The organism is Janthinobacterium sp. GW822-FHT07H10 (assembly GCF_058798675.1).
This window is the reverse complement of the sequence record NZ_JBXAKS010000001.1, coordinates 79,644-103,236: the sequence shown is the minus strand read 5'-3', so window position 1 is coordinate 103,236 and position 23,593 is coordinate 79,644. Positions and strand designations below refer to the sequence as shown.

The following is a 23,593-nucleotide window of genomic DNA, read 5'->3' as shown; positions in this document are numbered from 1 at the left end:
ATTGGAAGGGGCAAGCACCATTGACAGGCGATTTTTTGATTTGAATCCCTTATTATATGGGAATCTGCACCATCAACCCGATTCCACAGGCCGCTTAATGTCATTCTCCCCCAATTCCCCTGCCGCGCCGGCCTCCGCCGACGCTCGCCTGACCCTGTTGAAAGCCTGGTTGGCCCCGTTGAACCTCGTTTCGCCCGATTCCGCGCGCCCCGCGTCCAGCGATGCCAGCTTCCGCCGCTACTACCGCCTCGATGTCTTGCCCGGCAATACAACATTGCCAGGAAGCACACTGATCGCCATGGATGCGCCCCCCGAGCGCGAAAACGTGCCCGCCTTTATCAAGGTGGCCGGCTTGCTGAAGGCGGCCGGCGTGTCCGTGCCGGACATCATCGCGCAAGACCTGGAGCAAGGCTTCCTGCTGCTCTCCGACCTGGGCACGACCACCTACCTGGACGCCCTGAACCACGACAATGCCAGCGTGCTGTACGCCGAAGCGCTCGAATCGCTGATGAAAATCCAGCTGGCCAGCCAACCCGACGTGCTGCCCGAGTTCGACCGCGCCTTCATCCTGCGCGAAATGAATCTGTTCCCGGAATGGTTCATCGGCAAGCATCTGGGCGCCACCTTGACGGATGTACAACAAACCCAGCTGGACAAGGTGTTCGAAGCCATCACGGCGAATATCTTGTCGCAGCAACAAGTTTTCATGCACCGCGACTACCATTCGCGCAATTTGATGCACATCAATGATGGCTCGATGCCCAATCCGGGCATCCTCGACTTCCAGGACGCCGTGTTTGGTCCCGTCACCTACGATATCGCCTCGCTGCTGCGCGACGCCTACCAGCAGTGGGATGAAGAACTGGTGCTCGACTGGGTGATCCGCTACTGGCAGCGCGCCAAGCAACTGGGCTTGCCAGTGAATCCCGACATCGACGCCTTCTACCGCGATTTCGAATTCACGGCCCTGCAGCGCCACCTGAAAATCCTTGGCCTGTTCGCGCGCCTGAATTACCGCGATGGCAAGGACCTGTACATGGGCGACCTGCCGACCGTACTCGACTATGTGCGCAAGACAGCCAACCGCTATACGGAACTCAAGCCGCTGGTGCGTTTGCTCGACGCGCTGGAAAATAAGACGCCGCAAGTCGGCTACACCTTCTGACGACACGCGCCAAAACCTGATGCGCGTCGCGCTTTGCGGCTGGCGATGCTCACCGTACCAGGGTACGGTTGCGCTTCTTGGCCACAAGGGGGCGCCGGGCCTCACTGCCGCTCGCTACGGTTTTGTCAGGTGTCGCGACTGCAGAATTACGCTATTGTGCGGCTCACGCCGCGCAACATTTACCGAACAAAACAGAAAACGAGTCCCACCATGAAAGCCATGATCTTCGCCGCAGGCCGCGGTGAACGGATGCGTCCGCTCACCGACACCTGCCCCAAACCGCTGCTGAAAGTGCGCGGCCGTCCGCTGATCGTCTGGCATGTGCTGAATCTGGTGCGCGCCGGCATCACGGACATCGTCATCAACCATGCGCACCTGGGCCATCTGATCGAGGCAACCCTGGGCGATGGCAGCGCGTACGGCGCGCGCATCGCGTATTCGCCGGAGAGCACGCCGCTGGAAACGGCGGGCGGCATCGCCCAGGCGCGCCACCTGCTGGGCGAGGAACCGTTCCTGGCCATCTCCGGCGACATTTATTGTCCGTACTTTGATTTCAAGCAAGTGCTCGACGTGCTGGCCGACAAGGATGTGCTGGGCACGCCGTATCCGCCCGAGCAGCGCGACATCGCCTGGACCTACCTGGTGCCCAATCCCGACTTCCACCCGCACGGCGACTTCGGCCTGACCTTGTTCTCGATCAACAATACGGACGACACCAAATGGACCTTCGCCAACATCGGCGTGTACCGTCCTGAAATGTTCGACGGCATTACGCCAGGCAGCCACGCCAAACTGGGCGACCTGCTGCGCCAGTATGCGGACCAGGGCCGCGTGGGCGGCGAAATCTATCCGGGCGAGTGGACGAATGTGGGCACGCCGGCGCAGCTCGACGTGCTCAACGGCGTCGCCGGCACAGGCCCGAAGGCGCCTGCGGCATGATGGCCAACTACGCGGCACGGCGCGCGGCGCTGCTGGCGCAGATGCTGCCAGGCAGCGTGGCCTTCCTCGCCACGGCGCCCGAAGTGGCGCGCAACAGCGATTGCGACTATCCGTATCGCCACGACAGCTATTTCTACTACCTGAGCGGCTTTGCGGAGCCCGACAGCGCCATGGCCCTGGTGGCCGCCAGCGCCACGGCGCCCGCGCGCGCCATCCTGTTTTGCCGCGCCAAGAATACCGAGCGCGAAATCTGGGATGGCTTCCGTCACGGCCCCGAGGCGGCGCGCGCCACCTTCGGCTTCGACGGCGCCTTCCCCATCGAGGAACGCGACGTGGAAATGGCGCGCCTGCTGGCCGATGCGCCGGCCCTGTATTACGCGCTGGGCGGCAACCTCGATGCCCAGGTCAAGGTCTGGCTGCACAGCGTGCGGCAAAAGGCCCGCAGCGGCATCACCGCCCCCGCCATGGCCATTGAGATCAACGGCATGCTCGACGCCATGCGCCTGCTGAAGGACAGCGAGGAACAGACGCTGATGCGCCGCGCGGCCGCCATTTCCAGCGCCGCCCACGTGCGCGCCATGCGCGCCACGCGGCCCGGCATGCCGGAATATGCGCTTGAAGCGGAGCTGCTGTACGAATTTCGCCGCAGCGGCGCGCAGTTTCCCGCCTACTCGTCCATCGTGGCCGGCGGCGCCAACGCCTGCATCCTGCACTACAACGCCAACGACGCGCAGCTGCAGGACGGCGATCTGGTGCTGATCGACGCCGGCTGCGAACTCGATGGCTACGCCTCCGACATCACCCGCACCTGGCCCGTCAACGGCCGCTTCAGCGACCCGCAGCGGGCGCTGTATGAACTGGTGCTGGCGGCCCAGCAGGCGTCGCTGGACATGGTGCGCCCCGGCTTGCCGCACAGCGCCATCCACGAGGCGGCCGTGCAGGTGCTGGCGCAGGGCATGCTGGATTTGAAATTGCTGGACCGGCAAAAAAGCGGCAGCGTGCAGGACGTCATCGCCGACAAGAGCTATACCCCGTTCTACATGCACGGCACCAGCCACTGGCTGGGCATGGACGTGCACGACGTGGGCGCCTACCGCGACACGGCCGCACCCGGCAAGCCATGGCGCGCGCTGGAGCCTGGCATGGTGCTGACGGTGGAACCGGGCATCTACGTGCGCCCCGGCGCGGGCGTGCCCGAGCATTTCTGGCACACCGGCATCCGCATCGAGGACGATGTGCTGGTCACGCCGCAAGGCCATGAAGTGTTCAGCACGGCGCCCAGAAGCGTGGCTGAAATCGAACAACTGATGTCACAGGATTAACGCAGCAGCATGCATACACCGCCCCCCTTCGATCTCGCCATCTGCGGCGCCGGCCCCGTCGGCATGGCGCTGGCCGCCCTGCTGGTGCAACGGGGCGCACGCGCCGCCGGCATCGCCCTGCTCGACGCCAAGTCCATCGAGCAGGCCAGGCGCGATCCGCGCACCATCGCCCTGTCGCACGGCAGCCGCCAGATCCTCGAGGAAGCGGGCGCCTGGCCCGTCGCAGCGACGACGATCCACGAAATTCACGTCTCGCGCCGCGGCCATTTCGGGCGCAGCCTGATGGACCGCGCTGAACATGGCGTCGATGCCCTCGGCTATGTGGCGCGCTACGGCGCCGTGGTCAGCGCGCTGGCCAACGTGTGCGAGCGCCTCGGCGTGGCCAGCCTGCGCCCGGCGCTGGTGACGGCCAGCGCCGAAGACGCCGATGGCGTCACCGTGCAGATCGAACAGGACGGCGCCGCCGCCAGCCTGCGCGCCAGCCTGCTGGTGCAGGCCGAGGGCGGCCTGTTCGGCCAGCAGCAGGAACGCGCCGTCAGCCGCGACTATGGCCAAAGCGCCATCATTGCCCACGTGCGCACCAGTGCTCCCATCGCCCACCGCGCGTATGAACGCTTCACCGACGAAGGTCCGCTGGCCCTGCTGCCGCAGGACGACGGCTACGCGCTGGTCTGGTGCGTGCCGCCCACGCGCGCCGAACAGTTGCTGGCCCTCGACGATGCGGCCTTTCTGGCGCGCCTGGGCGCGGCCTTCGGCAGCCGCCTGGGACGTTTCAACCATACGACGCCGCGCCTGGCCTATCCGCTGGGCCTGAACGCGCAGGCGGGCGGCACGGCGCGCACGGTCGCCATCGGCAATGCGGCGCAAACCCTGCATCCGGTGGCGGGGCAAGGCCTGAACCTGGGCTTGCGCGACGCCGCCGTGCTGGCCCGCGTGCTGGCGCAGGACGGCAGCCCGGCAAGCCTGGAACGCTATGCCAGTCTGCGCCAGGCCGACCGCGGCCTGACGGTGCGCGTCACCGACACCATGGCGCGCATCTTCACGGGCACGGCGCCCACGCAAGGCGTGCTGGGCCTGTCGCTGGGCTTGCTCGACGTCTTCAGCCCGGCGCGCAAGAGCCTGGCTGAACTGATGATGTACGGCCGCCGCTAAGCCTTAGCAATAAAGAAAGAGCGCGGGCGAAAAAGAAACAGGCGGGCTATCCGGCATGGAATAAACGGCCCGCGGATGCGACAATGGGTATCACCTGGATTTTGGCGACAGTCCCATGACAGACGCATTGCCCGCAGCACCGCCTGCCGCACTTCCCGAAGTACTCTTTTCCCGCTTGCTGGAAGACGCCCTCGACGCCGTCATCATCATCGACGAACAGTGCCGCATCCGCTACATCAACGGCGCCATGCAGGCGCTGTCCGGTTATGCCAGTGGAGAACTGCTGGGCCAGACCCTGAACGGCCTGCTGCCCGACGCCGTCGCCACCCAGCACGACAACCACGTCATCAACTACATCCGCAGCTCGCGCCCGTCCAGCGTGCTGGGAAAGATCCGCGAATTCGCCATCCGCCACCGCGATGCGCAAATGATCCCCATCGAGATGAAGGCGCTCGACCTGGGCGTCGTCGATGGCATGCGCTATTTCGGCGCCTTCCTGCTCGACGTGCGCGAGCGGCGCGAACTGGCGGCCAAGAATGCCAGCCTGCTGGCGCAGCTGGAGCAGCAGGCGCTGCACGATGCGCTGACGTCGCTGCCGAACCGGCGCGCCTATGAAGCCCAGGCCGAGCAAGCGATGGCGCGCACGGCGCGCAGCGGCGCCGCGCTGACGGTGGGCGTGGCCGACCTCGATCATTTCAAGAAAATCAACGACCGCTATGGCCATGCCGTGGGCGACGCCGTGCTGCGCACGGTGGCGCAGGTGCTGCGCGACACGGGCCGCGTCACCGACGTGGCGGCGCGCATGGGCGGCGAGGAATTCGGCCTGCTGTTTCCCGACGCGACCTTGACGCAAGCTTGCCAGGTGGCCGAACGCATCCGCGCGGCCGTGGCGGCCGCCGTCACCGTGCTGCCCGACGGCGGCGCGCTGCACGTCACCATCAGCATCGGCCTGGCGCCGTTGACGCAGGGCGCCAGCATGGACGCGGCCATGTCGGAAGCGGACAAGGCGCTGTACGCGGCCAAGCACCAGGGCCGCAACAAGGTGGTGGCGGCAGAATGAAAACGGCCCGCGCAAGGCGGGCCGTCTTCAATGGCGCAAGGCATTGCCTTACTCGACTGCCTTCAGCATGTCCTCGATGACCTTCTTGGCGTCGCCAAACACCATCATCGTGTTCGGCTGGTAGAACAGTTCATTGTCCAGGCCCGCATAGCCGGAAGCCATCGAGCGCTTGTTGACGATGATGCTCTTGGCTTTGTACGCTTCCAGGATAGGCATGCCGGCGATCGGCGATGCCGGGTCCTTCGCCGCCGGGTTCACCACGTCGTTGGCGCCCAGCACCAGCACCACGTCGGTCTGGCCGAATTCGCCGTTGATGTCCTCCATCTCGAAGACCTGGTCGTACGGCACCTCGGCTTCGGCCAGCAGCACGTTCATGTGGCCCGGCATGCGCCCCGCCACCGGGTGGATCGCGTACTTGACGGTGACGCCCTTGTGCGTGAGCTTTTCCACCAGTTCCTTCAGCGAGTGCTGCGCGCGCGCCACGGCCAGGCCGTAGCCGGGCACGATGATGACGGTTTCCGCATTGCTCATGATGAAGGCGGCATCGTCGGCCGAACCCGATTTCACGGGACGCTGTTCCTGTGCGCCGGCCACGCCGGCGGCCGGCGCGGCGCCGCCGAAGCCGCCGAGGATGACGTTGAAGAACGAGCGATTCATGGCCTTGCACATGATGTACGACAGGATCGCGCCGGAAGACCCCACGAGCGAGCCGGCGATGATCAGCATCGAGTTATTCAGCGAAAAACCGATGCCGGCCGCGGCCCAGCCCGAGTAGCTGTTCAGCATCGAGACCACCACCGGCATGTCGGCGCCGCCGATGGGAATGATGATCAGCACGCCCAGGGCAAAGGCGATCAGGGCCATGATGACGAACGGCGTCCACGCCGGTTCCACGCCGTCGGCGAAGCAGAAGGCCAGGCCCAGGCCGACCATCACCAGCGCCAGCACCAGGTTGAGCATGTGCTGGCCCTTGAAGCTGACGGGCGCGCCCTGGAACAGGCGGAACTTGTATTTGCCCGACAGCTTGCCGAAGGCGATCACCGAACCGGAAAACGTGATGGCGCCGACAAAGGTGCCGATGAACAGCTCGAAGCGGTTACCGATGGGCAGCGCCTCGCCATGCTTGGCGATATTGAAGGCCCATGGCTCCGACACGGCCGCCACGGCGATGCAGACGGCCGCCAGGCCGATCAGCGAGTGCATGGCCGCCACCAGTTCCGGCATCTTCGTCATTTCCACGGTTTTCGCCAGGTAGGCGCCGATGACGCCGCCCGTGACGATGCCGATGATGACCAGGGTCAGGCCCATGCCGCCCGTTTGCTGTTCCTTCAGTTTCAGGATCAGCGCCACGGTGGTGACGGCGGCAATGGCCATGCCGCTCATGCCGAAGGCGTTGCCGCGGCGTGCCGTCGATGGCGACGACAGGCCCTTCAGGGCCTGGATGAAGCACACCGAGGCGATCAGGTACATCATCGTCACCAGGTTCATGGTGACGAAGCTCATGGCGTGACTCATTCTTTCGCTCCTTGCTTGGCCTTCGGTTCTTTTTTACGGAACATCTCGAGCATGCGCTGCGTGACGAGGAAGCCGCCAAACACGTTGACGGCGGCCAGCGCCACGGCCAGGGTGCCGGCGGCCTGCGCCAGCGGTCCATCCGTCAGGCCGGCGGCCAGCATGGCACCGACGATGATGATGGCGGAAATGGCGTTGGTGACGGCCATCAGCGGCGTGTGCAGCGCCGGCGTGACGGTCCAGACCACGTGGTAGCCGACATAAATGGCCAGCACGAAGATGATCAGGTTGGTGATGGTGTGACTGATTTCCATGATGTTGTTCTCTCCGGCGCCGTATTATTTACGTAAGATGTCGCTGCCCGCGCAAACCAGGCTGGCCTTGATGATTTCATCCTCGCGGTCGATCAGCAGCTGGTCGTCCTTGTCGATGATGAGCTTGAGGAAGTCCAGCACGTTGCGCGCATACAGGGCCGACGCGTCGGCCGCCACCAGGGTCGCCAGGTTCGGCTCGCCCACGATGTAGACGCCGTGCTTGAGCACCGTCTTGCCCAGCTCCGACAGCGGGCAGTTGCCGCCCTGCTCGACGGCCAGGTCGACGATGACGGAACCCGGCTTCATGGCCTTCACCGTCTCCTCGGAAATCAGCACGGGCGCGGCGCGGCCGGGAATCAGGGCCGTGGTGATGATGATGTCGGCCTGTTTTGCCCGTTCATGCACCAGCTCGGCCTGGCGCCGCATCCAGTCGGCCGGCATGGCGCGCGCGTAACCGCCCGACCCCTTGGCGATTTCCCGCTCTTCATCGGTGAGAAAAGGCACGTCGAGGAATTTGGCACCCAGCGACTCGACCTGCTCCTTGACGGGCGGGCGCACGTCGGACGCCTCGATGACGGCGCCCAGGCGCTTGGCCGTGGCGATCGCCTGCAAGCCCGCCACGCCCACGCCCATGATCAGCACGCGGGCCGCCTTCACGGTGCCGGCCGCCGTCATCAGCATCGGCATGAAGCGCTGATAGGTATTCGCCGCCACCAGCACCGCCTTGTAGCCGGCGATGTTCGCCTGCGAGGACAGCACGTCCATCGACTGCGCGCGCGTGATGCGCGGCACGGCTTCCAGGGCGAAGGCGGACAGCCCGGCCGCGGCCATGGCGGCGATATTGTCGGCGTCAAAGGGATTCAACATGCCGATCAGCACGGTGCCGCTGGCCATCAGGGCCCGTTCATCGGCATCGGGGGCGCGCACCTTGAGCACGATGGCGCAGCCATACGCTTCCTGGGCGCTGCCGATCTCGGCGCCGGCGGCGGCATACGCGTCGTCGGGAATCGAGGCGTGCAAGCCCGCTCCCGCCTGCACGACGACCTGATGCTTGGCTGCCAGCTTCTTGACTGTCTCGGGCGTCGCTGCCACCCGGGTCTCACCGGGCCGTGATTCGGCCGGTATGCCTATCCTCATGAATGCCTCCGCAAATTAATAAACTGACTAGAATCTAACACGGAAACCTTCGCGTTAAACGTTTGTGAACCAGCAACTTTTAGGCGCTGGACACTAATTGCCCCGTAATCGCATCCACCGTTCCGCCATGCGGTACGGCACCCGTATTGTGGGAAAGGTGTGTCAATCTCACCACAGTCCAATCGGCGTGCGCGCTTGTTTTGACCACAGGGAAAGCCTATATTGACGGGCGCTTCCTGCCACCTTGCCGCCAAAGCCCCCATGCTAGTGCGCTCGCGGGGAAAGACGTAAGTACCTCCCACCGCTATTTGCTAAAACGTTGTCATTTATCAATATGTCCTCGCAACAAAAGGCCGGCTTCAAACCGCGCGCGCAGAACAAGATAAAATGTCGGCTCTTTCAAGGATGGAATCATGCCGAGAATCTGGAAACCCTCTGTCACCGTTGCCGCCATCGTCGAGCGCGACGGCCTGTTTTTACTGATTGAAGAAGAGACCAGCGAAGGCATCAAGCTGAATCAACCGGCCGGCCACCTCGACCCGTTCGAGTCGCTGGAGCAGGCCGTGATCCGCGAAACGCTGGAAGAAGCTGCCTATGATTTCATCCCCACGGCGCTGGTCGGCATGTACATGTCGCGCTACCAGTCGCAGCGCACGGGCGAGGACGTGACTTATTTGCGCTTCACCTTTTGCGGCACGGCCGGCGCCGAGCATGACCGCCCGCTCGATGAAGGCATCCTGCGCACGCTGTGGATGACGCGCGACGAACTGGCGGCCTGCCAGGAGCGCCACCGCAGCCCGCTGGTGCTGCAATGCGTCGATGAATACCTGGCCGGCCGGCGCGCGCCGCTGGCCCTGCTGCACACGCATGCGTCCGTTTTCAATAGCGCATAGCAATATTATCTAAAAGTAACTGGAAAGCAAGATGAGCAAGAAGAAAGTCGTTATCGGCATGTCGGGCGGGGTCGATTCCTCGGTCGCGGCATGGATGCTGAAGGAACAAGGCTATGAAGTCATCGGCCTGTTCATGAAAAACTGGGAAGACGACGACGATTCGGAATACTGCTCGACGCGCCAGGACTGGATCGACGCGGCCAGCGTGGCCGACGTCATCGGCGTCGATATCGAGGCCGTCAATTTCGCCTCCGAATACAAGGACCGCGTGTTCGCCGACTTCCTGCGCGAATACCAGGCCGGCCGCACGCCGAACCCGGACGTGCTGTGCAACGCCGAAATCAAGTTCAAGGCCTTCCTCGACCACGCCATGACCCTGGGCGCCGACCTGATCGCCACCGGCCATTACGCGCGCGTGCGCCAGGCGCCGACGGAGGCGGGCCGCTTCGAGCTGCTCAAAGCCGTCGATGCCAGCAAGGACCAGAGCTACTTCCTGCACCGCCTGAACCAGGCGCAATTGTCCAAGACCCTGTTCCCGCTCGGCGAAATCCCGAAGACGCAAGTGCGCCAGATCGCCGAAAAGCTGGCCCTGCCGAATGCGCAAAAGAAGGATTCGACGGGCATCTGCTTCATCGGCGAGCGCCCGTTCCGCGAATTTTTGAACCGCTACCTGTCGTACAAGCCGGGGCCGATGAAAACGCCGGACGGCAAGACCGTGGGCGAGCACGTGGGGCTGAGTTTTTACACGCTGGGCCAGCGCAAGGGCATCGGCATCGGCGGCGTGAAGTCGTACCAGAATGCGGACGGCAGCAGCGACGCCTGGTATGTGGCGCGCAAGGATATCGCCAACAACACCCTGTGGGTGGTGCAGGGCCACGACCATCCGTGGCTGCTCTCGCCATCCCTGACGGCCGACCAGGCCAGCTGGATCGCCGGCACGGCGCCGCAGGCGGGCGCCTTGAGCGCCAAGACGCGCTACCGCCAGGCCGACGTCGCCTGCCAGCTGCTACCGGACGGGAATGAACACTTCAGCCTGGCGTTTGACCAGGCGCAATGGGCCGTCACGCCGGGCCAGTCGGCCGTGCTGTACGACGGCGACGTGTGCCTCGGCGGCGGCATCATCGCCGGTTCGACGGGACTGGCGTAATGTCCTAGGCGTTGCCCTGCGCGGCGGCGGCCAGGGCCTGCTGCTTGCGCACCATGGCGATGACGGTATTGCGCACGGTCTTCAGCACCGTGTCGGCCATGAAGGGTTTCACGATGAAGCCCGACACGCCCATCGCGTGCGCCGCCTGCAGCGACGCGGCGTCGATGCCGCCCGAAATCATGAAAATGAGCGTCTTCGGATACTGCTCGCGGATGGTCTGCACCACGTTGCTGCCATCTTCCACCTGCTCGCGCGCGATGCACACGAAATGCGGCCGATGCTTGACCAGCAGCGCCAGTCCCAGCGCGCTGGTATGCGTCTGGCCGCAGACGTCGTAGCCGCCATCGATCAGGACCGTGTTCAGCAGGCCGCGCGCCACCGCGCTGCTATCGATCAGGACTGCCTTTAACATCATGATTTACTTCCTTGCTTGATTGATTCCGTGTTCTGGCCAACAGAGCGTCCAGGAAAACATCCAGGGCCAGGCGCGTTGCCGAAGGCAGTACAAATGTACGACGAGGCAAGGCAACGACGCCGTGGGCTTTTTGTTTGGCGCTCTACTTTTCCCACACGAGTTTGTTCCAGGTGACACCCAGCGTGACATCCGTCTTGAGTTCCACCAACTTTCTTGAAAGATACAGTATTTCCCGCTCTTTTCGCAGGCTTTCACCGAGCGCGCCGGGCAAAATGCCGGCGCCAGCCATCACGGCGTCGATATTGCCGTAGGCGCGCAACAGTTTCGCGCCCGTTTTCAGGCCGATCTTCGACACGCCCGGGATGCTGTCGGTGACGTCGCCCATCAGCGCCAGCAGGTCGGGCAGCAGTTCCGGCGGCACGCCGAACTTTTTCTCGACCCAGGCATGGTCGTGCCAGATGCCCTTGAAATGGTCCCAGACCAGGGCGCCGTGCGCGATCAGGCCGTGCAAATCCTTGTCGGTGGTGGCGATGACGGCCGCGCCGCGCCCCTCGTGCAGCCAGCGCATGACGGCCGTGCCGATCACGTCATCGGCCTCGACGTCGGGAATGCTGACCACGTGCATGCCGAAGCTGGCCAGGGTGGCGTAAAAGCCGGGCAAGGCGTCGCGCAGCACCTGCGGCATGGGCTGGCGCCCCTCGCGGTAGCCCGCATACAGGGCGTGGCGCCAGGTGGGGCCACCAAAATCGAAGGCCGGCAGGATGTGCGTCGGCTCGTGGTCGTTGATGAGGGTGCGGAACGACGACAGCGCATGGCGCAGCGCGATCTCCGCCTTCAGGTCGGAATCGGGTTCAGGACTGGCTTCGTAGACGCGGCGTACGATATTCAAGCCGTCGATAGCGAGGAGTCTGGCCATGCGGTTATGATGACTTTTGAGGCTTGTTCAAGCCCGCATTCTACCGCATGGCCATGGCCATCGGCAGTTTCAGCTACCGGCGCCGCCCGGGAAAAGCTGGTTGACCAACTCGCCAATTTTTTGATCCGCATCAATGAACTTCCCCGTGTTCAGACCCGCGCGCTTGGCGTCGTACACGGCTTCACCGACCACCTTGCCGTTGTTGTACACCTTGATATTGGCGTAGTGCATATACATCGCCAGATCCCAGCGCCAGTTCGCCGTGTAGGTGGACGTCAGCGGACATTCGATGATCGATGCCGTGACAGGCAATTGGCGTGCGACATAGCCCTTGCCTTCCAGCGCGCGCTTGTACGCGGCCATGAAGCCGACGCGCACATCCGGGTTATTCAGGATACAAACTTCTTTGGTGGCAAAGTTCCCAACCGGTTTGACGGTCTGCTGAATCGCGCAGCCGGTAAAGAGAAACATCACGGCGGCAAAGAGCACTATTTTTTTGATCATGGAAAAGAGCGCGTCGCGGCGCTGGCATATGGTTGCATAAAGGAAAATATTTTATAGCAAAACCATGTAAAAAAGTAATATTACTTTCTTTGTATGACCTATGCCGCGAGCAATCTGTTCACTTTGCAAAGTCGTAAGGCCCGCCTTTTTCCAGCGCGCGCTGGAAGGCGGGCCGCGCATGGATGCGCTGCAGGAAGGCCGTCAGCTTCGGCAGGCGCGCATCGAGGCCACCGCGCGAGGCGGCCGCTTCCAGGGGAAAACTCATCTGGATGTCGGCGGCCGTGAATTCATTGCCGGCAAACCATTTGGTTTTCTCCAGCTCCGCTTCCATGTAGGCGAGCTGGCTGTTGATGTTCGGCATGATGAAACTGTCCCTGACCTTGCTGGCGATGCCGCGCGCGATCGGTTTCACGAAGAAGGGCATGGGCGACGATTCGACCTTGTCGAACACCAGCTTCATCAGCAGCGGCGGCATGGCCGAGCCTTCCGCGAAATGCAGCCAGTAGGTCCAGCGCAGCTTTTCCGGCGTGCCCGCCGCCGGCACCAGGCGGCCATTGCCGTAGCGCTCGAGCAGGTAGTCGATGATGGCGCCCGATTCGGCGATGGTGTTGGCGCCGTCCGTGATCACGGGCGACTTGCCCAGCGGATGCACGGCCTTCAGCGCGGCGGGCGCCAGCATGGTTTTCGGGTCGCGCTGGTAGCGCTTGACCTCGTAATCGAGCCCCAGTTCCTCGAGCAGCCAGAGCACGCGCTGCGAGCGCGAATTGTTCAGATGGTGGACGACGATCATGGTTTTCCCGGTAGGCGATGGTTGAGTTCCAGTATAGCCGGGACGGCCAGATTGCGGCGGCGCAAGCGTATCGACGAAAAAATTGCGAAAAACAGTAGTTTCAATTGATAACTTTTCAGTATTCCCTTATCTTGTTTTGTTTCCAATAAGTAAGGATTCTTCCCGTGCACGTCGATGTCAACAACACCAATCCCCAGCGCGAAGCGATCACCTTCAGCGCCACCGGCAGCGAATACTTCCGTATCTGGATCGTCAACCTGCTGCTGAGCATTGTCACCCTCGGCATTTACTCGGCCTGGGCCAAGGTGCGCCGCAACCGCTATTTCTATTCCAGCACCCACCTGGCCGGCAGCAGCTTCGAATACCATGGCAACGCCGTCGCCATCCTGAAGGGCCGTATCGCGGCCGTGGTGCTGATCGGCGGCTACAACATCGCCTTCCAGGTCTCGCCCGTCGTCGGCCTGATCATGCTCGTGCTGATGCTCGCCGTGCTGCCCTGGCTCGTATGGAAAAGCCTGCAGTTCAAGCTGTACAACACCAGCTATCGCGGCATCCGCTTCGGCTTTGGCGGCAGCGCCAAGGAAGCCTACAAATACTTCCTGTGGCTGCCGATCCTGAACACCTTCACGGGCGGCCTGATGACGCCGTTCCTGCACCAGCGCCTGAAACGCTTCCAGCACACGCACAGCCGCTTCGGCACCAGCAACTTCAGCTTCGACGCCAGCGTCGGCAGCTTCTACAAGACCTATCTGCTGTTCTTCGCCCTGCTGCTGGCCGGCTTCCTGGTGCTGATCTTTGTCGTCTTCGCCAGCGTCTTCGCCACGTTCGCCACGCATGCCAACGACGCCACCAAGGCCGGCAGCATCTTCGGCGCCGTCGCCGCCCTGTATGCGTGGGCCTTCATCGTGCTGCCGCTGTTCCTCACCATGATCCAGAACCTGATCTGGAACCACACGCGCCTGCAGCAGCACCAGTTCCAGTCGCAGCTGACGTGGGGCCGCACCACCTTCATCATGCTGACCAACCTGATCGGCATCGTCGTCACCCTGGGCCTGTTTTCGCCGTTCGCCCACGTGCGCTGGCTGAAATACCGGCTGGAAGCGACCTCGATGCTCGTGCACGGCAGCCTGGACGAGTTTGTCGCCGCCACGGGCCAGCAAGTGTCGGCCACCGGCGAAGGCGTGGTCGACCTGCTGGACTTCGACCTGTCGCTGTAACATGCACAACGACAGCCCGACCGCGCAGGCGCCGCTGGCTGCCCGCTATTTCGACGGCCACAGCTCGCGCCTGTACCACGTGACGCTGGCCGTGCACGATGGCATGGCCGTGCTGGCCGGCGACATCGAGCGCAGCTGCCCGCTGGACGAGCTGCACGTGTCCGAGCGTAGCAGCCACGCCGCGCGCAAGGTCAGCTTCCCCGACGGCGCCTACCTGGAAATCGCCAACCAGGCCGCCTTCAACCGCCTGCTGCACGACACGGGCCACCGCGACGGCTGGGTGGTGCGCCTGCAGCAAAGCTGGCGCGGCGCCCTGCTGGCCACGGTGGCCACCGTGCTGGCCCTGTGGCTCAGCTATCAGTACCTGCTGCCGGTGGCGGCGCAAGGCATCGCGTACGCGATTCCCCAGTCCGTCGAGCGCCAGCTGGGGCAGGGCGTGCTCGATTTCCTCGACAAGCACGTGTTTGAGGCGAGCAAGCTCGATGGCGCGCGCCAGCAAGCCTTGCGCGCCCAGTTCGCGCGCCTGGCCACGCCCGGCGACAGCACGCCCGAGCACCGCATCGTCTTTCGCAAGAGCAAGATCGGCCCGAACGCCTTCGCCCTGCCTTCGGGCGACATCGTGCTCACCGATGAAATGGTGGCACTGATGCCGGACGACCTGGCCATCATGGGCGTGCTTGCGCATGAACTGGGGCACCTGCAGCAGCGCCACCTGACGCGGCGCCTGATCCAGACTTCGGCCGTGGGCGCCGGCGCGGCGCTGCTGTTCGGCGACGTGTCGACGGTGGTGGCCACGCTGCCGCCGCTGCTGCTGGACTTGAAGTACTCGCGCGACGTCGAGCGCGAGGCGGACGACTATGCGATCGCCATGCTGCGCCAGAACGGCATTGCGCTGGAGCACCTGGCACAGGTGTTTGTCGCCCTCGACAAGCTCGGCGACGCCACGCCGTATCTGTCGAGCCATCCCGCCAGCGCCGAACGGGTGGCCCGCATCCGCGCGGCACAACGGTGAACACCTGACCAAACCTGCTGCGCGTCGCGCTTTGCGGCCGGCGATGCTCACCGTACTAAAGTACGGTTGCGCTTCTCGGCCGCAAATCGCTGCCGCCCGCTACGGTTTTGTCAGGTGTCGCGCGTATGGATAGCGCCGCTCTGACAGTACACTTTCCCAGTCAGCAAGATCTACAAATCACCGGTACACTCAGCAGTATCAGTCTGACTTCACCGGAGTGCCCATGCACCTAGTACCATTTCGCTACCTGACCTTCATTGCGACGGCCGCCATCTTTGTCCTGTCCCTGTTTTACTACGACCATTACTGGCTGCCCGTGCTGGCCGGTGCGCTGACCCTGCTGGGCATCAGCGACCTGCTGCAAACCAAGCGCGCGCTGCGCCGCAACTACCCCATCCTCGCGCATTTCCGCTTTTTCTTCGAGAGCATCCGCCCCGAAATCCGTCAGTACTTCCTGGAAAGCGACACGGAAGCGACGCCTTTCTCGCGCAGCCAGCGCAGCATCGTCTACCAGCGCGCCAAGGAGCAGACGGACAAGCGCCCGTTCGGCACCCAGCTCGACATGTACCAGGCCGGCTACGAATGGATCAACCATTCCATCGCCCCCGCCAAGGTGACGGGACACGACTTCCGCATCGACATCGGCAACCACCCGGACTGCCCGCGCGAGAAACCGTATTCGGCCAGCGTCTTCAATATCTCGGCGATGAGCTTTGGCGCCCTGTCGGCCAACGCCATCCTGGCCCTGAACGGCGGCGCGCGCAGCGGCGGCTTCATGCACGACACGGGCGAAGGCAGCATCAGTCCCTACCACCGCGAAAACGGCGGCGACCTGGTCTGGGAAATCGGTTCCGGCTACTTCGGTTGCCGCAACCCGGACGGCACCTTCTCCGAGGAGCGCTTCGTCGCCAACGCCAGCTCGGAGCAAGTGAAAATGATCGAGCTGAAAATGTCGCAGGGCGCCAAGCCGGGCCACGGCGGCGTGCTGCCCGGTCCCAAGGTGACCATCGAGATCGCCACCACGCGCGGCGTGATGGTGGGCGAGGATTGCATCTCGCCGGCCGCGCACAGCGCCTTTTCCACGCCGCTGGAAATGCTGCACTTCATCGACCGCCTGCGCACCCTGTCGGGCGGCAAGCCGACGGGATTCAAGCTGGCCATCGGCCACCCATGGGAGTTTTTCGCCATCGTCAAAGCCATGCTGGAAACGGGCATCACGCCCGACTTCATCGTCGTCGACGGCAGCGAAGGCGGCACGGGCGCCGCGCCAGTGGAATTCACCGACCACGTGGGCACGCCGCTGCAGGAAGCGCTGGTGCTCGTGCATAACACCCTGGTGGGCGCCAACCTGCGCGCGAAGATCAAGATCGGCTGCTCGGGCAAGATCATCACGGCCTTCGACATCGCCCGCCTGCTGGCGCTGGGCGCCGACTGGTGCAATTCGGCGCGCGGCTTCATGTTCGCGCTGGGCTGCATCCAGTCGCAAAGCTGCCACACGGACCGCTGCCCGACGGGCGTGGCCACGCAGGACCCGCAGCGCCAGCGCGCGCTGGTGGTGTCCGACAAGATTTCCCGCGTGGCGCACTTCCACCAGAACACCATGAAGGCGCTGGCCGAACTGATCGCCGCCGCCGGCCTGGCGCACCCGCAGGACCTGCGCCCGCACCACCTGGTGCGGCGCATCTCGCCCAACCAGGTGAAACTGGCCTCGGCCCTGCTGCCCTTCCTGGAAGCGGGGCAATTGCTCGACCCGAGCCAGCTGCCGCAACTGCCGCCCGTGTTCGGCCTGTACTGGCCGAAGGCGCAGGCCGCATCGTTCCAGCGCCTGGACTAAGCCCTGCATGGCGCAAGTGGACTAATACCACTTAATAACCACTTGCGCAAATATCCAAATCCAATACAATACCAAAACAAGTACAAAACGCAGGCAGCTTTTCCGGTGATCGCCAAGGCGCGCCACCACGGTGCCACAATACGTATGCCATCATCACAATGAAGACCGGAGGAGTTGCAGCATGGAGCAGGGTTTGCGCGAGAAAGTAGGACAGTTGTTCATGGTGGGCTTCGACGCCCTGCAGGCGGACGAGCATATCAAGACCTTGATACGCGACAAGAAGGTGGGCGGCGTGATCCTGTTCCGCCGCAATGTGCACACGCCCGCGCAAGTGTCGGCCCTGTGCCGCGAACTGCAGGAAATCAACGCGGAAGTGTCCGACACGCCGCTGCTCATCTCCATCGACCAGGAAGGCGGCATGGTGATGCGCATCGAACAGGGCGTCACGCCCGTTCCCGCCGCGATGGCCTTCCAGGCCGCCGGCTCGCCTGAAGACTGCGAGCGCATGAACCAGATCAGCGGCGACGAGATGCGCCAGGTGGGCATCAACATGCTGCTGGCCCCCGTGCTGGATGTGAACAACAACCGCAACAATCCCGTCATCGGCGTGCGCGCGTATGGCGAGGATGCCGCCACCGTCATCGAATACGGCATGGCCGCCATGCGCGGCCAGCGCGCCAGCGGCGTGGCCGTCACGGCCAAGCATTTTCCCGGCCACGGCGACACGGCCATCGACACGCACTACGCCATGGCCCTGGTACCGCACGACAAGGAACGCCTGCGCGCCGTGGAACTGGCGCCGTTCCGCGCGGCGATTGCCGGCGGCGTCGACGCCATCATGACGGCGCACGTGGTCTTCCCCGCGTTCGAAGCCGACACCAGCGTGCCGGCCACCCTGTCGAAAGGCGTGCTGACGGACCTGCTGCGCGGCGAGTTGCAATACAAGGGCGTCGTCATTACCGATTGCCTGGAAATGGCGGCCATCGCCGACGGCATCGGCATCGCCCAGGGCGCCATCGCCACCTTGCAGGCGGGCGCCGACATCGTCCTCATCTCGCACCGCGAAGCGCAGCAGACGGCGGCCATCGACGCCGTCATCGCCGCCGTGGAACGCGGTGACATTGCGCTCTCCCGCATCGACGCGGCTTGTGCCCGCGTGGCTGAACTCAAGCGCAACCGCGCCGTGCGCGACTGGCGCGCGCGCCCTGTCGCCCCGCCGGCGCTGATGCAGCCGGCCGCCATGGCCCTGTCGCAGCTGCTGCAAAAGGCGGCCTTGCGCGTGCAGGGCGATTACCGCGCGCTCGACGCAGGCCTGCCCGTGACCCTGCTGACGGTGGAAGTGCGCTCGCGCAGCGAAATCGACGAAGTGGCGCTGGGCCGCAACAAGGAAGCGCGCAGCTCGATGCTGCCGGCGCTGCTCGAGGCGGGGCTGGACGTGCGCGAATACGCCCTGTCGGCCGAGGCGCTGGACGAGGAAGTGGACGCCGCCATCGCCTTTGCGCAAGGCGCGCAGCAAATCGTGCTGCAGACGTATAACGCCATGTTCGTCGATGGCCAGCGCCGCCTGGTCGACGCCCTGCCGCACGATAAACTGTGGCTGGTGGCGGGCCGTTTGCCGTATGACCTCGACCTGGCGCCGAATGCGCAAGGCCGCCTGGCCGCCTTCGGCTGCCGCCCGGCCGCGCTGGTGCCCGTGGTGGAAAAACTGGCGGGCAAGGCGTAAATCCACGCCGCCCTTCCTGCACATGCCGGGCCTTGCCCGGCATTTTTCATGCAGCGCCGGGATCGAAACGCACGCCCGTCATCTGTTCGCTCAGCGCCCACAGCTGGCGCGCCTGCGCAGGGTCGGCCGCCCAGCGCCGCACGCCCGCCCCCGTGCTGTCGTCCGCCACCAGGGCGGCAATATCGCAATCCTCGCAATACACGCCGCCAAGACCGTCCAGCTGCGTGCTGGTGGCACACCAGACGGCCGTGGCGGCGCCCTGCGCCACGTTCTTGAAACCCGATTGCGGCGGCGGATTCACCTGGCCCGCATCGTCAAGCGCGCCCACCCTGCGCAAATCATCCTGGTCCAGGTGGCGCACCAGCGGCGTCAGGATGGCGCCCGGGTGCAGCGAAAAGGCGCGCACCTCGTGCGCCGCACCGCGCCGGTCCAGCTCCACGGAAAACAGGGCGTTGGCGCTTTTCGACTGCGCATACGCGCGCCATTTGTCGTACGGCTGGCGCAGGAAATGCGGGTCGTCCAGGTCGACGCCCGCCTGCCGGTGGCCCAGCGACGACACGCACACCACGCGCGCGCCCTGCGCCTGCCGCAAGGCCGGCCACAGGCGCGCCGTCAACTGGAAATGCCCCAGGTGATTCGTCGCGAACTGCGCCTCGTAGCCACGCGCATCGCGTAGCAAGGGCGTGGCCATGATGCCGGCGCCGTTGACCAGCAGGTGCAGGGCGCGGCCAGTGGCGAGGAAGGCGGCGGCAAAAGAGTCGATGGCTTGCGGATCGAGCAGGTCGAGCGCGGCGACTTCCACGCCGGCCAGACCGGCCAATGCAGCTTGCGCCTGGCGCGGGTCGCGCGCCGGCACCACCACGCGGGCGCCCGCGCCGGCCAGCACGCGCACCGTTTCCAGGCCTAGCCCTGAAGCACCGCCCGTGACGATGGCCTGCATGCCGGACAGGGTGCGCCCGGCCAGCGCCTCGGTGGCGGTGGTGGCCGCGCCGAAGCCGGTGTGAAGGGGAGTCTGCCTGTGATCGCCGTATGTCATGTCTGCCTCTGCATGTGGGGGCCAGCGCGGGATGGCTGGCGACATGCATATTTTGCGCGGGCCGTTCTGGACTGTGAATGGCGTAAAATCCTTGATACTGTCGCCATCGTCCAGAACTGGAACCCGCCATGGATCTGCTTTCCGATGTACTGTCGCTGTTTGACACGCGCAGCTCCTATTTTGCCGGCCTGAAGGCGGGCGGCGCATGGGCCATCGACTTTCCGCCGCCGGACGGCATCAAGTTCAACGCCGTGATCGAAGGTACTTGCTGGCTGATGGTCGCGGGCATCGACGCTCCCGTGCAGCTGCGCACGGGCGACTGCTTCCTGCTGGCGCCCGGACGCGCGTTCACGCTGGCCAGCACGCCCGGCTTGCCGGCCACGCCGGCGCTGGAAGTGTACCGGCACGCGCAGCAGGGCGTGGCCCGCCACGGCGGGCAGGAACACGATTTCTTCCTCATCGGTGGACGTTTCAGCTTTGGCGACGAGGCGGCCATCCTGCTCGACTGCCTGCCGCCCCTGTTGCACGTGCGCGGCGATACGGACCAGGCCAGCGTGCTGCACTGGGCCTTGCAGCGCCTGGCGCAGGAACTGCAGGCGACGGCGCCCGGTGCGACGCTGATGACGCGCCACCTGGGCCACATGATGCTGCTGCAGATGCTGCGCCAGTATCTTCAAGCGCAGGCGTCGCATCCCGTGGGCTGGCTGTTCGCGCTGGCCGATCCCCGGCTGCGCGCCGCCATCGAGGCCATGCATGCGCAGCCGGCGCAGCGCTGGACCTTGCTGCAGCTGGCCGCCGTCGCGGGACAGTCGCGCTCCGCCTTTGCCCTGCACTTCAGGAACCGGGTGGGCGTGACCCCGCTCGATTACCTGCTGCGCTGGCGCATGCGCCTGGCCACGCGGCGCCTGAAGGACAGTGCCGCGACAGTGACGTCGATCGCGCAGGCGCTGGGCTACGATTCGGACAGCGCCTTCAGCCATGCATTCAAGCGCGTCATGGCGTGCTCGCCGCGCCAGTACCGGCTGCGCCACGCGGACGCGCAGGCGTAAAAAAACCCGCGCTGGCGGGTTGTGGCAATACAGGGTCAGCGCGCCGGCACGGGCGGCAAGGCCGCCACCGCCAGCAAGGCAAACGGTCCGAGGAACAGGCCAATGCCGAACCACAGGCCGCCGTGGCGGCCGCGCCGGCTGGCCAGCAGCCAGGTGGCGACCGCAAACAAAAACATGAAGATCAACAGTATCGCCATTGCCACTCCTTGCCATGCGGAAAGCCAAGTGTAGCCCACGGGCGCGCCCGTGGCCAGATCTACATCAATCCTGGCGCTGCCCCTGCATCAGGATCACGCGCTTGCTGCTGCCGTCGGACGGCGGCGTGGCGGACGGCGGTGGCGGGCTGTCGCAGGAGCCGCAGGAACCGCAGCCGCTGCCGCAACCCGGCGCCACCTTGAACAGGGTCGACATCTTCGCCTCATCGAGGCCGCAGCGCACCAGGCCACGCACGATGGCACGGCGCACGCCGGCCGGCAGGTACTTGGTCGAAAAATGCAGCAGCGCGGCGGCGACGATCAGGGCGACAATCAGGGTTTGCCACATGGCTTTCTCCTAGGCGCCCAGCAACAGGGCGAGACGGTAAGTGATGAACGAGGCGGCATACGCCAGCGCGAACATGTAGCCGGCCATCAGCAGCGGATAGCGCCAGCCGCCCGTCTCGCGTTTCACCACGGAGAGGGTCGACAGGCACTGCGGCGCGAAGACATACCAGGCCAGCAGCGACAGCGCGGTGGCCATCGACCACGAGTGGGCGATCAGCGGCTCCAGCGTGGAGGCGAGCGCATCGCCCGTTTGCGACAGCGCGTACACGGTGCCCAGGGCGCCGACGGCCACTTCGCGCGCGGCCATGCCCGGCACCAGCGCGATGCAGATCTGCCAGTTGAAGCCGATCGGCGCGAAGATCACTTCCAGGCCGCGGCCCAGGATGCCGGCCAGGCTGTAGTAGATCGGCGGGTGGATCGCGTTGTCCGGCGCGCCGGGGAAGGTGCTGAGGAACCACAGGATGATCATCAGGCTCAGGATGATGGTACCGACGCGCGTCAGGAAGATCTTCGCGCGCTCCCACAGGCTGACGGCCAGGTTGCGCAAATGCGGCCAGTGATAGGCCGGCAGTTCCAGCAGCAGCGGCTGGTTGCCGCGCACGCCCATGCCGCGCTTCATGACCCAGGCCACGGCCATGGCCGAAATGATGCCGGCGAAATACAGGGCGAACAGCACCAGGCCTTGCAGGCTCAGGTAGCCCCACACCTGGCGTTCGGGGATGAAGGCGGCGATGATCAGCGCATACACGGGCAGGCGCGCCGAGCACGTCATCAGCGGCGCGATCATGATGGTCACCAGGCGGTCGCGCGGGTTCTGGATGGTGCGCGCCGCCATCACGCCGGGGATGGCGCAGGCAAAGCTCGACAGCAGCGGGATGAAGGCGCGGCCCGACAGGCCCACGCCGCCCATCATGCGGTCCAGCAGGAAGGCGGCGCGCGGCAGGTAGCCGCAGTCTTCCAGGCTGAGGATGAAGAAAAACAGGATCAGGATCTGCGGCAGGAACACCAGCACGCTGCCGACGCCGCCGATGATGCCTTCCACCAGCAGGCTTTTCAGGTGGCCGTCGGGCATGTTCGCCGTCAGCAAGGCGCCCAGGTGGCCCACGCCATCCGTGATCATCTCCATCGGCGTCGCGGCCCAGGCAAACACGGCCTGGAAGATCAGGAACATCAGCACGGCCAGGATGATGGGGCCGAAGACGGGGTGCAGCACCACGTCGTCGATTTTTTCCGTCAGGTTGCCCTTGTCGCTCGCGTCATTGCTGACGGCGGCCAGGATGCGGCGCACTTCGCGCTGCGTTTCTTCCACGCTGACGGCGTCGATGGCGGCCAGCGGCTTGGCTTCCACGACGGGCAGCGGCAGCATGGCGTCGATGGCATTGAGCAGGGCTTTTTCGCCATCGTGCTGCACGGCGACCGTCTCGACCACGGGCATGCCCAGTTCGGCCGACAGCCTGGCCGTGTCGATCAGCATGCCGCGCTTGCGCGCCACGTCCGTCATGTTCAGCGCCAGCAGCATCGGCAGGCCCAGGCGCTTGACTTCCAGCACCAGGCGCAGGTTCAGGCGCAGATTGGTGGCGTCGACGACGCAGATGATGGCGTCCGGACGCGGATCGCCTTGGCGCAAGCCGCCCACGACGTCGCGCGTGATCGCTTCATCGGGCGTGGTGGCCGACAGGCTGTAGGCGCCCGGCAGATCGAGCAGGCGCACGGGTTTGCCGGCGGGCGACGTGAAATGGCCTTCCTTGCGCTCGATGGTCACGCCGGCGTAGTTCGCCACTTTCTGGCGCGCGCCCGTCAGGCGGTTGAACAAGGCGGTCTTGCCGCAGTTCGGATTGCCCAGCAAGGCGATTTGTGGCTGATGCGGCGGCTTGTGCAGGCCCGCATCGGCGATAGTTTCTACAGCACCCATAA

Annotated in this window: 23 protein-coding genes; 12 read left to right on the top strand and 11 right to left on the bottom strand. The window is 64.9% G+C overall.

Features of this window, described 5'->3' with window-relative positions; translation table 11 throughout:
* Positions 1–97 precede the first annotated feature (97 nt).
* From AC1RDJ_RS00460 to AC1RDJ_RS00440, 5 genes are all read left to right on the top strand, one after another.
* The gene (locus tag AC1RDJ_RS00460; RefSeq protein ID WP_493026206.1) at positions 98–1,165 is read left to right on the top strand and encodes an aminoglycoside phosphotransferase family protein; all 1,068 of its coding nucleotides are present in this window, start codon (positions 98–100) and stop codon (positions 1,163–1,165) included.
* A 210-nt stretch (positions 1,166–1,375) separates the two neighbouring features.
* The gene (murU, locus tag AC1RDJ_RS00455) at positions 1,376–2,104 is read left to right on the top strand and encodes an N-acetylmuramate alpha-1-phosphate uridylyltransferase MurU (RefSeq protein WP_493026205.1); all 729 of its coding nucleotides are present in this window, start codon (positions 1,376–1,378) and stop codon (positions 2,102–2,104) included.
* Positions 2,104–3,426 (top strand): aminopeptidase P N-terminal domain-containing protein, encoded by a 1,323-nt coding sequence (locus AC1RDJ_RS00450; RefSeq protein WP_493026552.1) that lies wholly within the window; start codon positions 2,104–2,106, stop codon positions 3,424–3,426. Before murU ends, AC1RDJ_RS00450 begins: the two co-directional genes overlap by 1 nt.
* Positions 3,427–3,435: 9 nt before the next feature.
* Positions 3,436–4,578, top strand: a complete 1,143-nt coding sequence (locus AC1RDJ_RS00445; RefSeq protein ID WP_493026204.1) for a UbiH/UbiF/VisC/COQ6 family ubiquinone biosynthesis hydroxylase — start codon at positions 3,436–3,438, stop codon at positions 4,576–4,578.
* Positions 4,579–4,693: 115 nt separating this feature from the next.
* Complete coding sequence (locus AC1RDJ_RS00440) at positions 4,694–5,638, top strand: GGDEF domain-containing protein (protein WP_071321728.1); 945 nt, start codon at positions 4,694–4,696, stop codon at positions 5,636–5,638.
* 48 nt (positions 5,639–5,686) lie between these two features.
* Here AC1RDJ_RS00440 and AC1RDJ_RS00435 read toward each other — a convergent pair whose 3' ends face one another.
* From AC1RDJ_RS00435 to AC1RDJ_RS00425, 3 genes are read right to left on the bottom strand one after another with little or no spacing between them, the layout of a single operon-like run.
* On the bottom strand, positions 5,687–7,141 hold the full coding sequence (locus tag AC1RDJ_RS00435) for an NAD(P)(+) transhydrogenase (Re/Si-specific) subunit beta (RefSeq protein ID WP_071321727.1): 1,455 nt from the start codon (positions 7,139–7,141) through the stop codon (positions 5,687–5,689).
* Positions 7,142–7,149: 8 nt separating this feature from the next.
* Positions 7,150–7,464, bottom strand: coding sequence for an NAD(P) transhydrogenase subunit alpha part 2 (locus tag AC1RDJ_RS00430; RefSeq protein WP_071321726.1), 315 nt, complete (start codon positions 7,462–7,464; stop codon positions 7,150–7,152).
* A gap of 24 nt (positions 7,465–7,488) precedes the next feature.
* Positions 7,489–8,601, bottom strand: a complete 1,113-nt coding sequence (locus AC1RDJ_RS00425; protein WP_493026203.1) for a Re/Si-specific NAD(P)(+) transhydrogenase subunit alpha — start codon at positions 8,599–8,601, stop codon at positions 7,489–7,491.
* A 413-nt stretch (positions 8,602–9,014) separates the two neighbouring features.
* On the opposite strand from AC1RDJ_RS00425, the gene AC1RDJ_RS00420 reads away from it, so the two are divergent.
* A complete protein-coding gene (locus AC1RDJ_RS00420) occupies positions 9,015–9,494 on the top strand; it encodes an NUDIX hydrolase (protein WP_071321724.1) in 480 nt (159 codons plus the stop codon).
* Between the two features lie 31 nt (positions 9,495–9,525).
* On the top strand, positions 9,526–10,641 hold the full coding sequence (gene mnmA / locus AC1RDJ_RS00415) for a tRNA 2-thiouridine(34) synthase MnmA (protein ID WP_493026202.1): 1,116 nt from the start codon (positions 9,526–9,528) through the stop codon (positions 10,639–10,641).
* A gap of 4 nt (positions 10,642–10,645) precedes the next feature.
* Here mnmA and AC1RDJ_RS00410 read toward each other — a convergent pair whose 3' ends face one another.
* The 4 genes from AC1RDJ_RS00410 to AC1RDJ_RS00395 all read right to left on the bottom strand — a co-directional run bounded on the left by AC1RDJ_RS00410 (position 10,646) and on the right by AC1RDJ_RS00395 (position 13,266).
* Positions 10,646–11,053 carry a response regulator gene (locus tag AC1RDJ_RS00410; protein WP_071326165.1) on the bottom strand — a complete coding sequence of 136 codons (408 nt, stop codon included), beginning with the start codon at positions 11,051–11,053 and terminating at the stop codon, positions 10,646–10,648.
* Positions 11,054–11,198: 145 nt separating this feature from the next.
* Complete coding sequence (locus tag AC1RDJ_RS00405) at positions 11,199–11,972, bottom strand: 5'-3' exonuclease (RefSeq protein WP_071321722.1); 774 nt, start codon at positions 11,970–11,972, stop codon at positions 11,199–11,201.
* A 69-nt stretch (positions 11,973–12,041) separates the two neighbouring features.
* Positions 12,042–12,476, bottom strand: coding sequence for an Sbal_3080 family lipoprotein (locus AC1RDJ_RS00400; protein ID WP_493026201.1), 435 nt, complete (start codon positions 12,474–12,476; stop codon positions 12,042–12,044).
* A 118-nt stretch (positions 12,477–12,594) separates the two neighbouring features.
* Positions 12,595–13,266: a glutathione S-transferase gene (locus AC1RDJ_RS00395; protein WP_071321720.1), complete on the bottom strand. Its 672-nt coding sequence runs from the start codon at positions 13,264–13,266 to the stop codon at positions 12,595–12,597.
* Positions 13,267–13,430: 164 nt separating this feature from the next.
* Between AC1RDJ_RS00395 and AC1RDJ_RS00390 the strand changes: the two genes are divergently transcribed.
* From AC1RDJ_RS00390 to nagZ, 4 genes are all read left to right on the top strand, one after another.
* Complete coding sequence (locus AC1RDJ_RS00390) at positions 13,431–14,483, top strand: YjgN family protein (protein WP_232251017.1); 1,053 nt, start codon at positions 13,431–13,433, stop codon at positions 14,481–14,483.
* Position 14,484: 1 nt separating this feature from the next.
* Positions 14,485–15,495 carry a M48 family metallopeptidase gene (locus tag AC1RDJ_RS00385; RefSeq protein WP_493026200.1) on the top strand — a complete coding sequence of 337 codons (1,011 nt, stop codon included), beginning with the start codon at positions 14,485–14,487 and terminating at the stop codon, positions 15,493–15,495.
* Positions 15,496–15,718: 223 nt separating this feature from the next.
* Positions 15,719–17,329 carry an FMN-binding glutamate synthase family protein gene (locus AC1RDJ_RS00380; protein ID WP_071321717.1) on the top strand — a complete coding sequence of 537 codons (1,611 nt, stop codon included), beginning with the start codon at positions 15,719–15,721 and terminating at the stop codon, positions 17,327–17,329.
* Between the two features lie 181 nt (positions 17,330–17,510).
* Positions 17,511–19,052 carry a beta-N-acetylhexosaminidase gene (nagZ, locus tag AC1RDJ_RS00375; protein ID WP_493026199.1) on the top strand — a complete coding sequence of 514 codons (1,542 nt, stop codon included), beginning with the start codon at positions 17,511–17,513 and terminating at the stop codon, positions 19,050–19,052.
* A gap of 46 nt (positions 19,053–19,098) precedes the next feature.
* Here nagZ and AC1RDJ_RS00370 read toward each other — a convergent pair whose 3' ends face one another.
* On the bottom strand, positions 19,099–20,088 hold the full coding sequence (locus AC1RDJ_RS00370; RefSeq protein WP_493026198.1) for an oxidoreductase: 990 nt from the start codon (positions 20,086–20,088) through the stop codon (positions 19,099–19,101).
* 128 nt (positions 20,089–20,216) lie between these two features.
* Between AC1RDJ_RS00370 and AC1RDJ_RS00365 the strand changes: the two genes are divergently transcribed.
* Entirely contained in the window at positions 20,217–21,137 is a 921-nt protein-coding gene (locus AC1RDJ_RS00365) for an AraC family transcriptional regulator (RefSeq protein ID WP_493026197.1), read from the top strand.
* Positions 21,138–21,172: 35 nt separating this feature from the next.
* Here AC1RDJ_RS00365 and AC1RDJ_RS00360 read toward each other — a convergent pair whose 3' ends face one another.
* From AC1RDJ_RS00360 to feoB, 3 genes are all read right to left on the bottom strand, one after another.
* A complete protein-coding gene (locus tag AC1RDJ_RS00360) occupies positions 21,173–21,334 on the bottom strand; it encodes a hypothetical protein (RefSeq protein ID WP_161784184.1) in 162 nt (53 codons plus the stop codon).
* A gap of 64 nt (positions 21,335–21,398) precedes the next feature.
* Positions 21,399–21,680 carry a DUF6587 family protein gene (locus AC1RDJ_RS00355; protein WP_493026196.1) on the bottom strand — a complete coding sequence of 94 codons (282 nt, stop codon included), beginning with the start codon at positions 21,678–21,680 and terminating at the stop codon, positions 21,399–21,401.
* 9 nt (positions 21,681–21,689) lie between these two features.
* Positions 21,690–23,591: a ferrous iron transporter B gene (feoB, locus tag AC1RDJ_RS00350; RefSeq protein WP_493026195.1), complete on the bottom strand. Its 1,902-nt coding sequence runs from the start codon at positions 23,589–23,591 to the stop codon at positions 21,690–21,692.
* Positions 23,592–23,593 lie beyond the last annotated feature (2 nt).

What these genes read in the sequence shown, in the direction of transcription:
- AC1RDJ_RS00460 (WP_493026206.1), top strand. Translation starts at nt 98, where the DNA reads ATGTCATTCTCCCCCAATTCCCCTGCCGCGCCGGCCTCCGCCGACGCT.
- murU (WP_493026205.1), top strand. Translation starts at nt 1,376, where the DNA reads ATGAAAGCCATGATCTTCGCCGCAGGCCGCGGTGAACGGATGCGTCCG.
- AC1RDJ_RS00450 (WP_493026552.1), top strand. Translation starts at nt 2,104, where the DNA reads ATGGCCAACTACGCGGCACGGCGCGCGGCGCTGCTGGCGCAGATGCTG.
- AC1RDJ_RS00445 (WP_493026204.1), top strand. Translation starts at nt 3,436, where the DNA reads ATGCATACACCGCCCCCCTTCGATCTCGCCATCTGCGGCGCCGGCCCC.
- AC1RDJ_RS00440 (WP_071321728.1), top strand. Translation starts at nt 4,694, where the DNA reads ATGACAGACGCATTGCCCGCAGCACCGCCTGCCGCACTTCCCGAAGTA.
- AC1RDJ_RS00435 (WP_071321727.1), bottom strand. Translation starts at nt 7,141, where the DNA reads ATGAGCTTCGTCACCATGAACCTGGTGACGATGATGTACCTGATCGCC.
- AC1RDJ_RS00430 (WP_071321726.1), bottom strand. Translation starts at nt 7,464, where the DNA reads ATGGAAATCAGTCACACCATCACCAACCTGATCATCTTCGTGCTGGCC.
- AC1RDJ_RS00425 (WP_493026203.1), bottom strand. Translation starts at nt 8,601, where the DNA reads ATGAGGATAGGCATACCGGCCGAATCACGGCCCGGTGAGACCCGGGTG.
- AC1RDJ_RS00420 (WP_071321724.1), top strand. Translation starts at nt 9,015, where the DNA reads ATGCCGAGAATCTGGAAACCCTCTGTCACCGTTGCCGCCATCGTCGAG.
- mnmA (WP_493026202.1), top strand. Translation starts at nt 9,526, where the DNA reads ATGAGCAAGAAGAAAGTCGTTATCGGCATGTCGGGCGGGGTCGATTCC.
- AC1RDJ_RS00410 (WP_071326165.1), bottom strand. Translation starts at nt 11,053, where the DNA reads ATGTTAAAGGCAGTCCTGATCGATAGCAGCGCGGTGGCGCGCGGCCTG.
- AC1RDJ_RS00405 (WP_071321722.1), bottom strand. Translation starts at nt 11,972, where the DNA reads ATGGCCAGACTCCTCGCTATCGACGGCTTGAATATCGTACGCCGCGTC.
- AC1RDJ_RS00400 (WP_493026201.1), bottom strand. Translation starts at nt 12,476, where the DNA reads ATGATCAAAAAAATAGTGCTCTTTGCCGCCGTGATGTTTCTCTTTACC.
- AC1RDJ_RS00395 (WP_071321720.1), bottom strand. Translation starts at nt 13,266, where the DNA reads ATGATCGTCGTCCACCATCTGAACAATTCGCGCTCGCAGCGCGTGCTC.
- AC1RDJ_RS00385 (WP_493026200.1), top strand. Translation starts at nt 14,485, where the DNA reads ATGCACAACGACAGCCCGACCGCGCAGGCGCCGCTGGCTGCCCGCTAT.
- AC1RDJ_RS00380 (WP_071321717.1), top strand. Translation starts at nt 15,719, where the DNA reads ATGCACCTAGTACCATTTCGCTACCTGACCTTCATTGCGACGGCCGCC.
- nagZ (WP_493026199.1), top strand. Translation starts at nt 17,511, where the DNA reads ATGGAGCAGGGTTTGCGCGAGAAAGTAGGACAGTTGTTCATGGTGGGC.
- AC1RDJ_RS00370 (WP_493026198.1), bottom strand. Translation starts at nt 20,088, where the DNA reads ATGACATACGGCGATCACAGGCAGACTCCCCTTCACACCGGCTTCGGC.
- AC1RDJ_RS00365 (WP_493026197.1), top strand. Translation starts at nt 20,217, where the DNA reads ATGGATCTGCTTTCCGATGTACTGTCGCTGTTTGACACGCGCAGCTCC.
- AC1RDJ_RS00360 (WP_161784184.1), bottom strand. Translation starts at nt 21,334, where the DNA reads ATGGCGATACTGTTGATCTTCATGTTTTTGTTTGCGGTCGCCACCTGG.
- AC1RDJ_RS00355 (WP_493026196.1), bottom strand. Translation starts at nt 21,680, where the DNA reads ATGTGGCAAACCCTGATTGTCGCCCTGATCGTCGCCGCCGCGCTGCTG.
- feoB (WP_493026195.1), bottom strand. Translation starts at nt 23,591, where the DNA reads ATGGGTGCTGTAGAAACTATCGCCGATGCGGGCCTGCACAAGCCGCCG.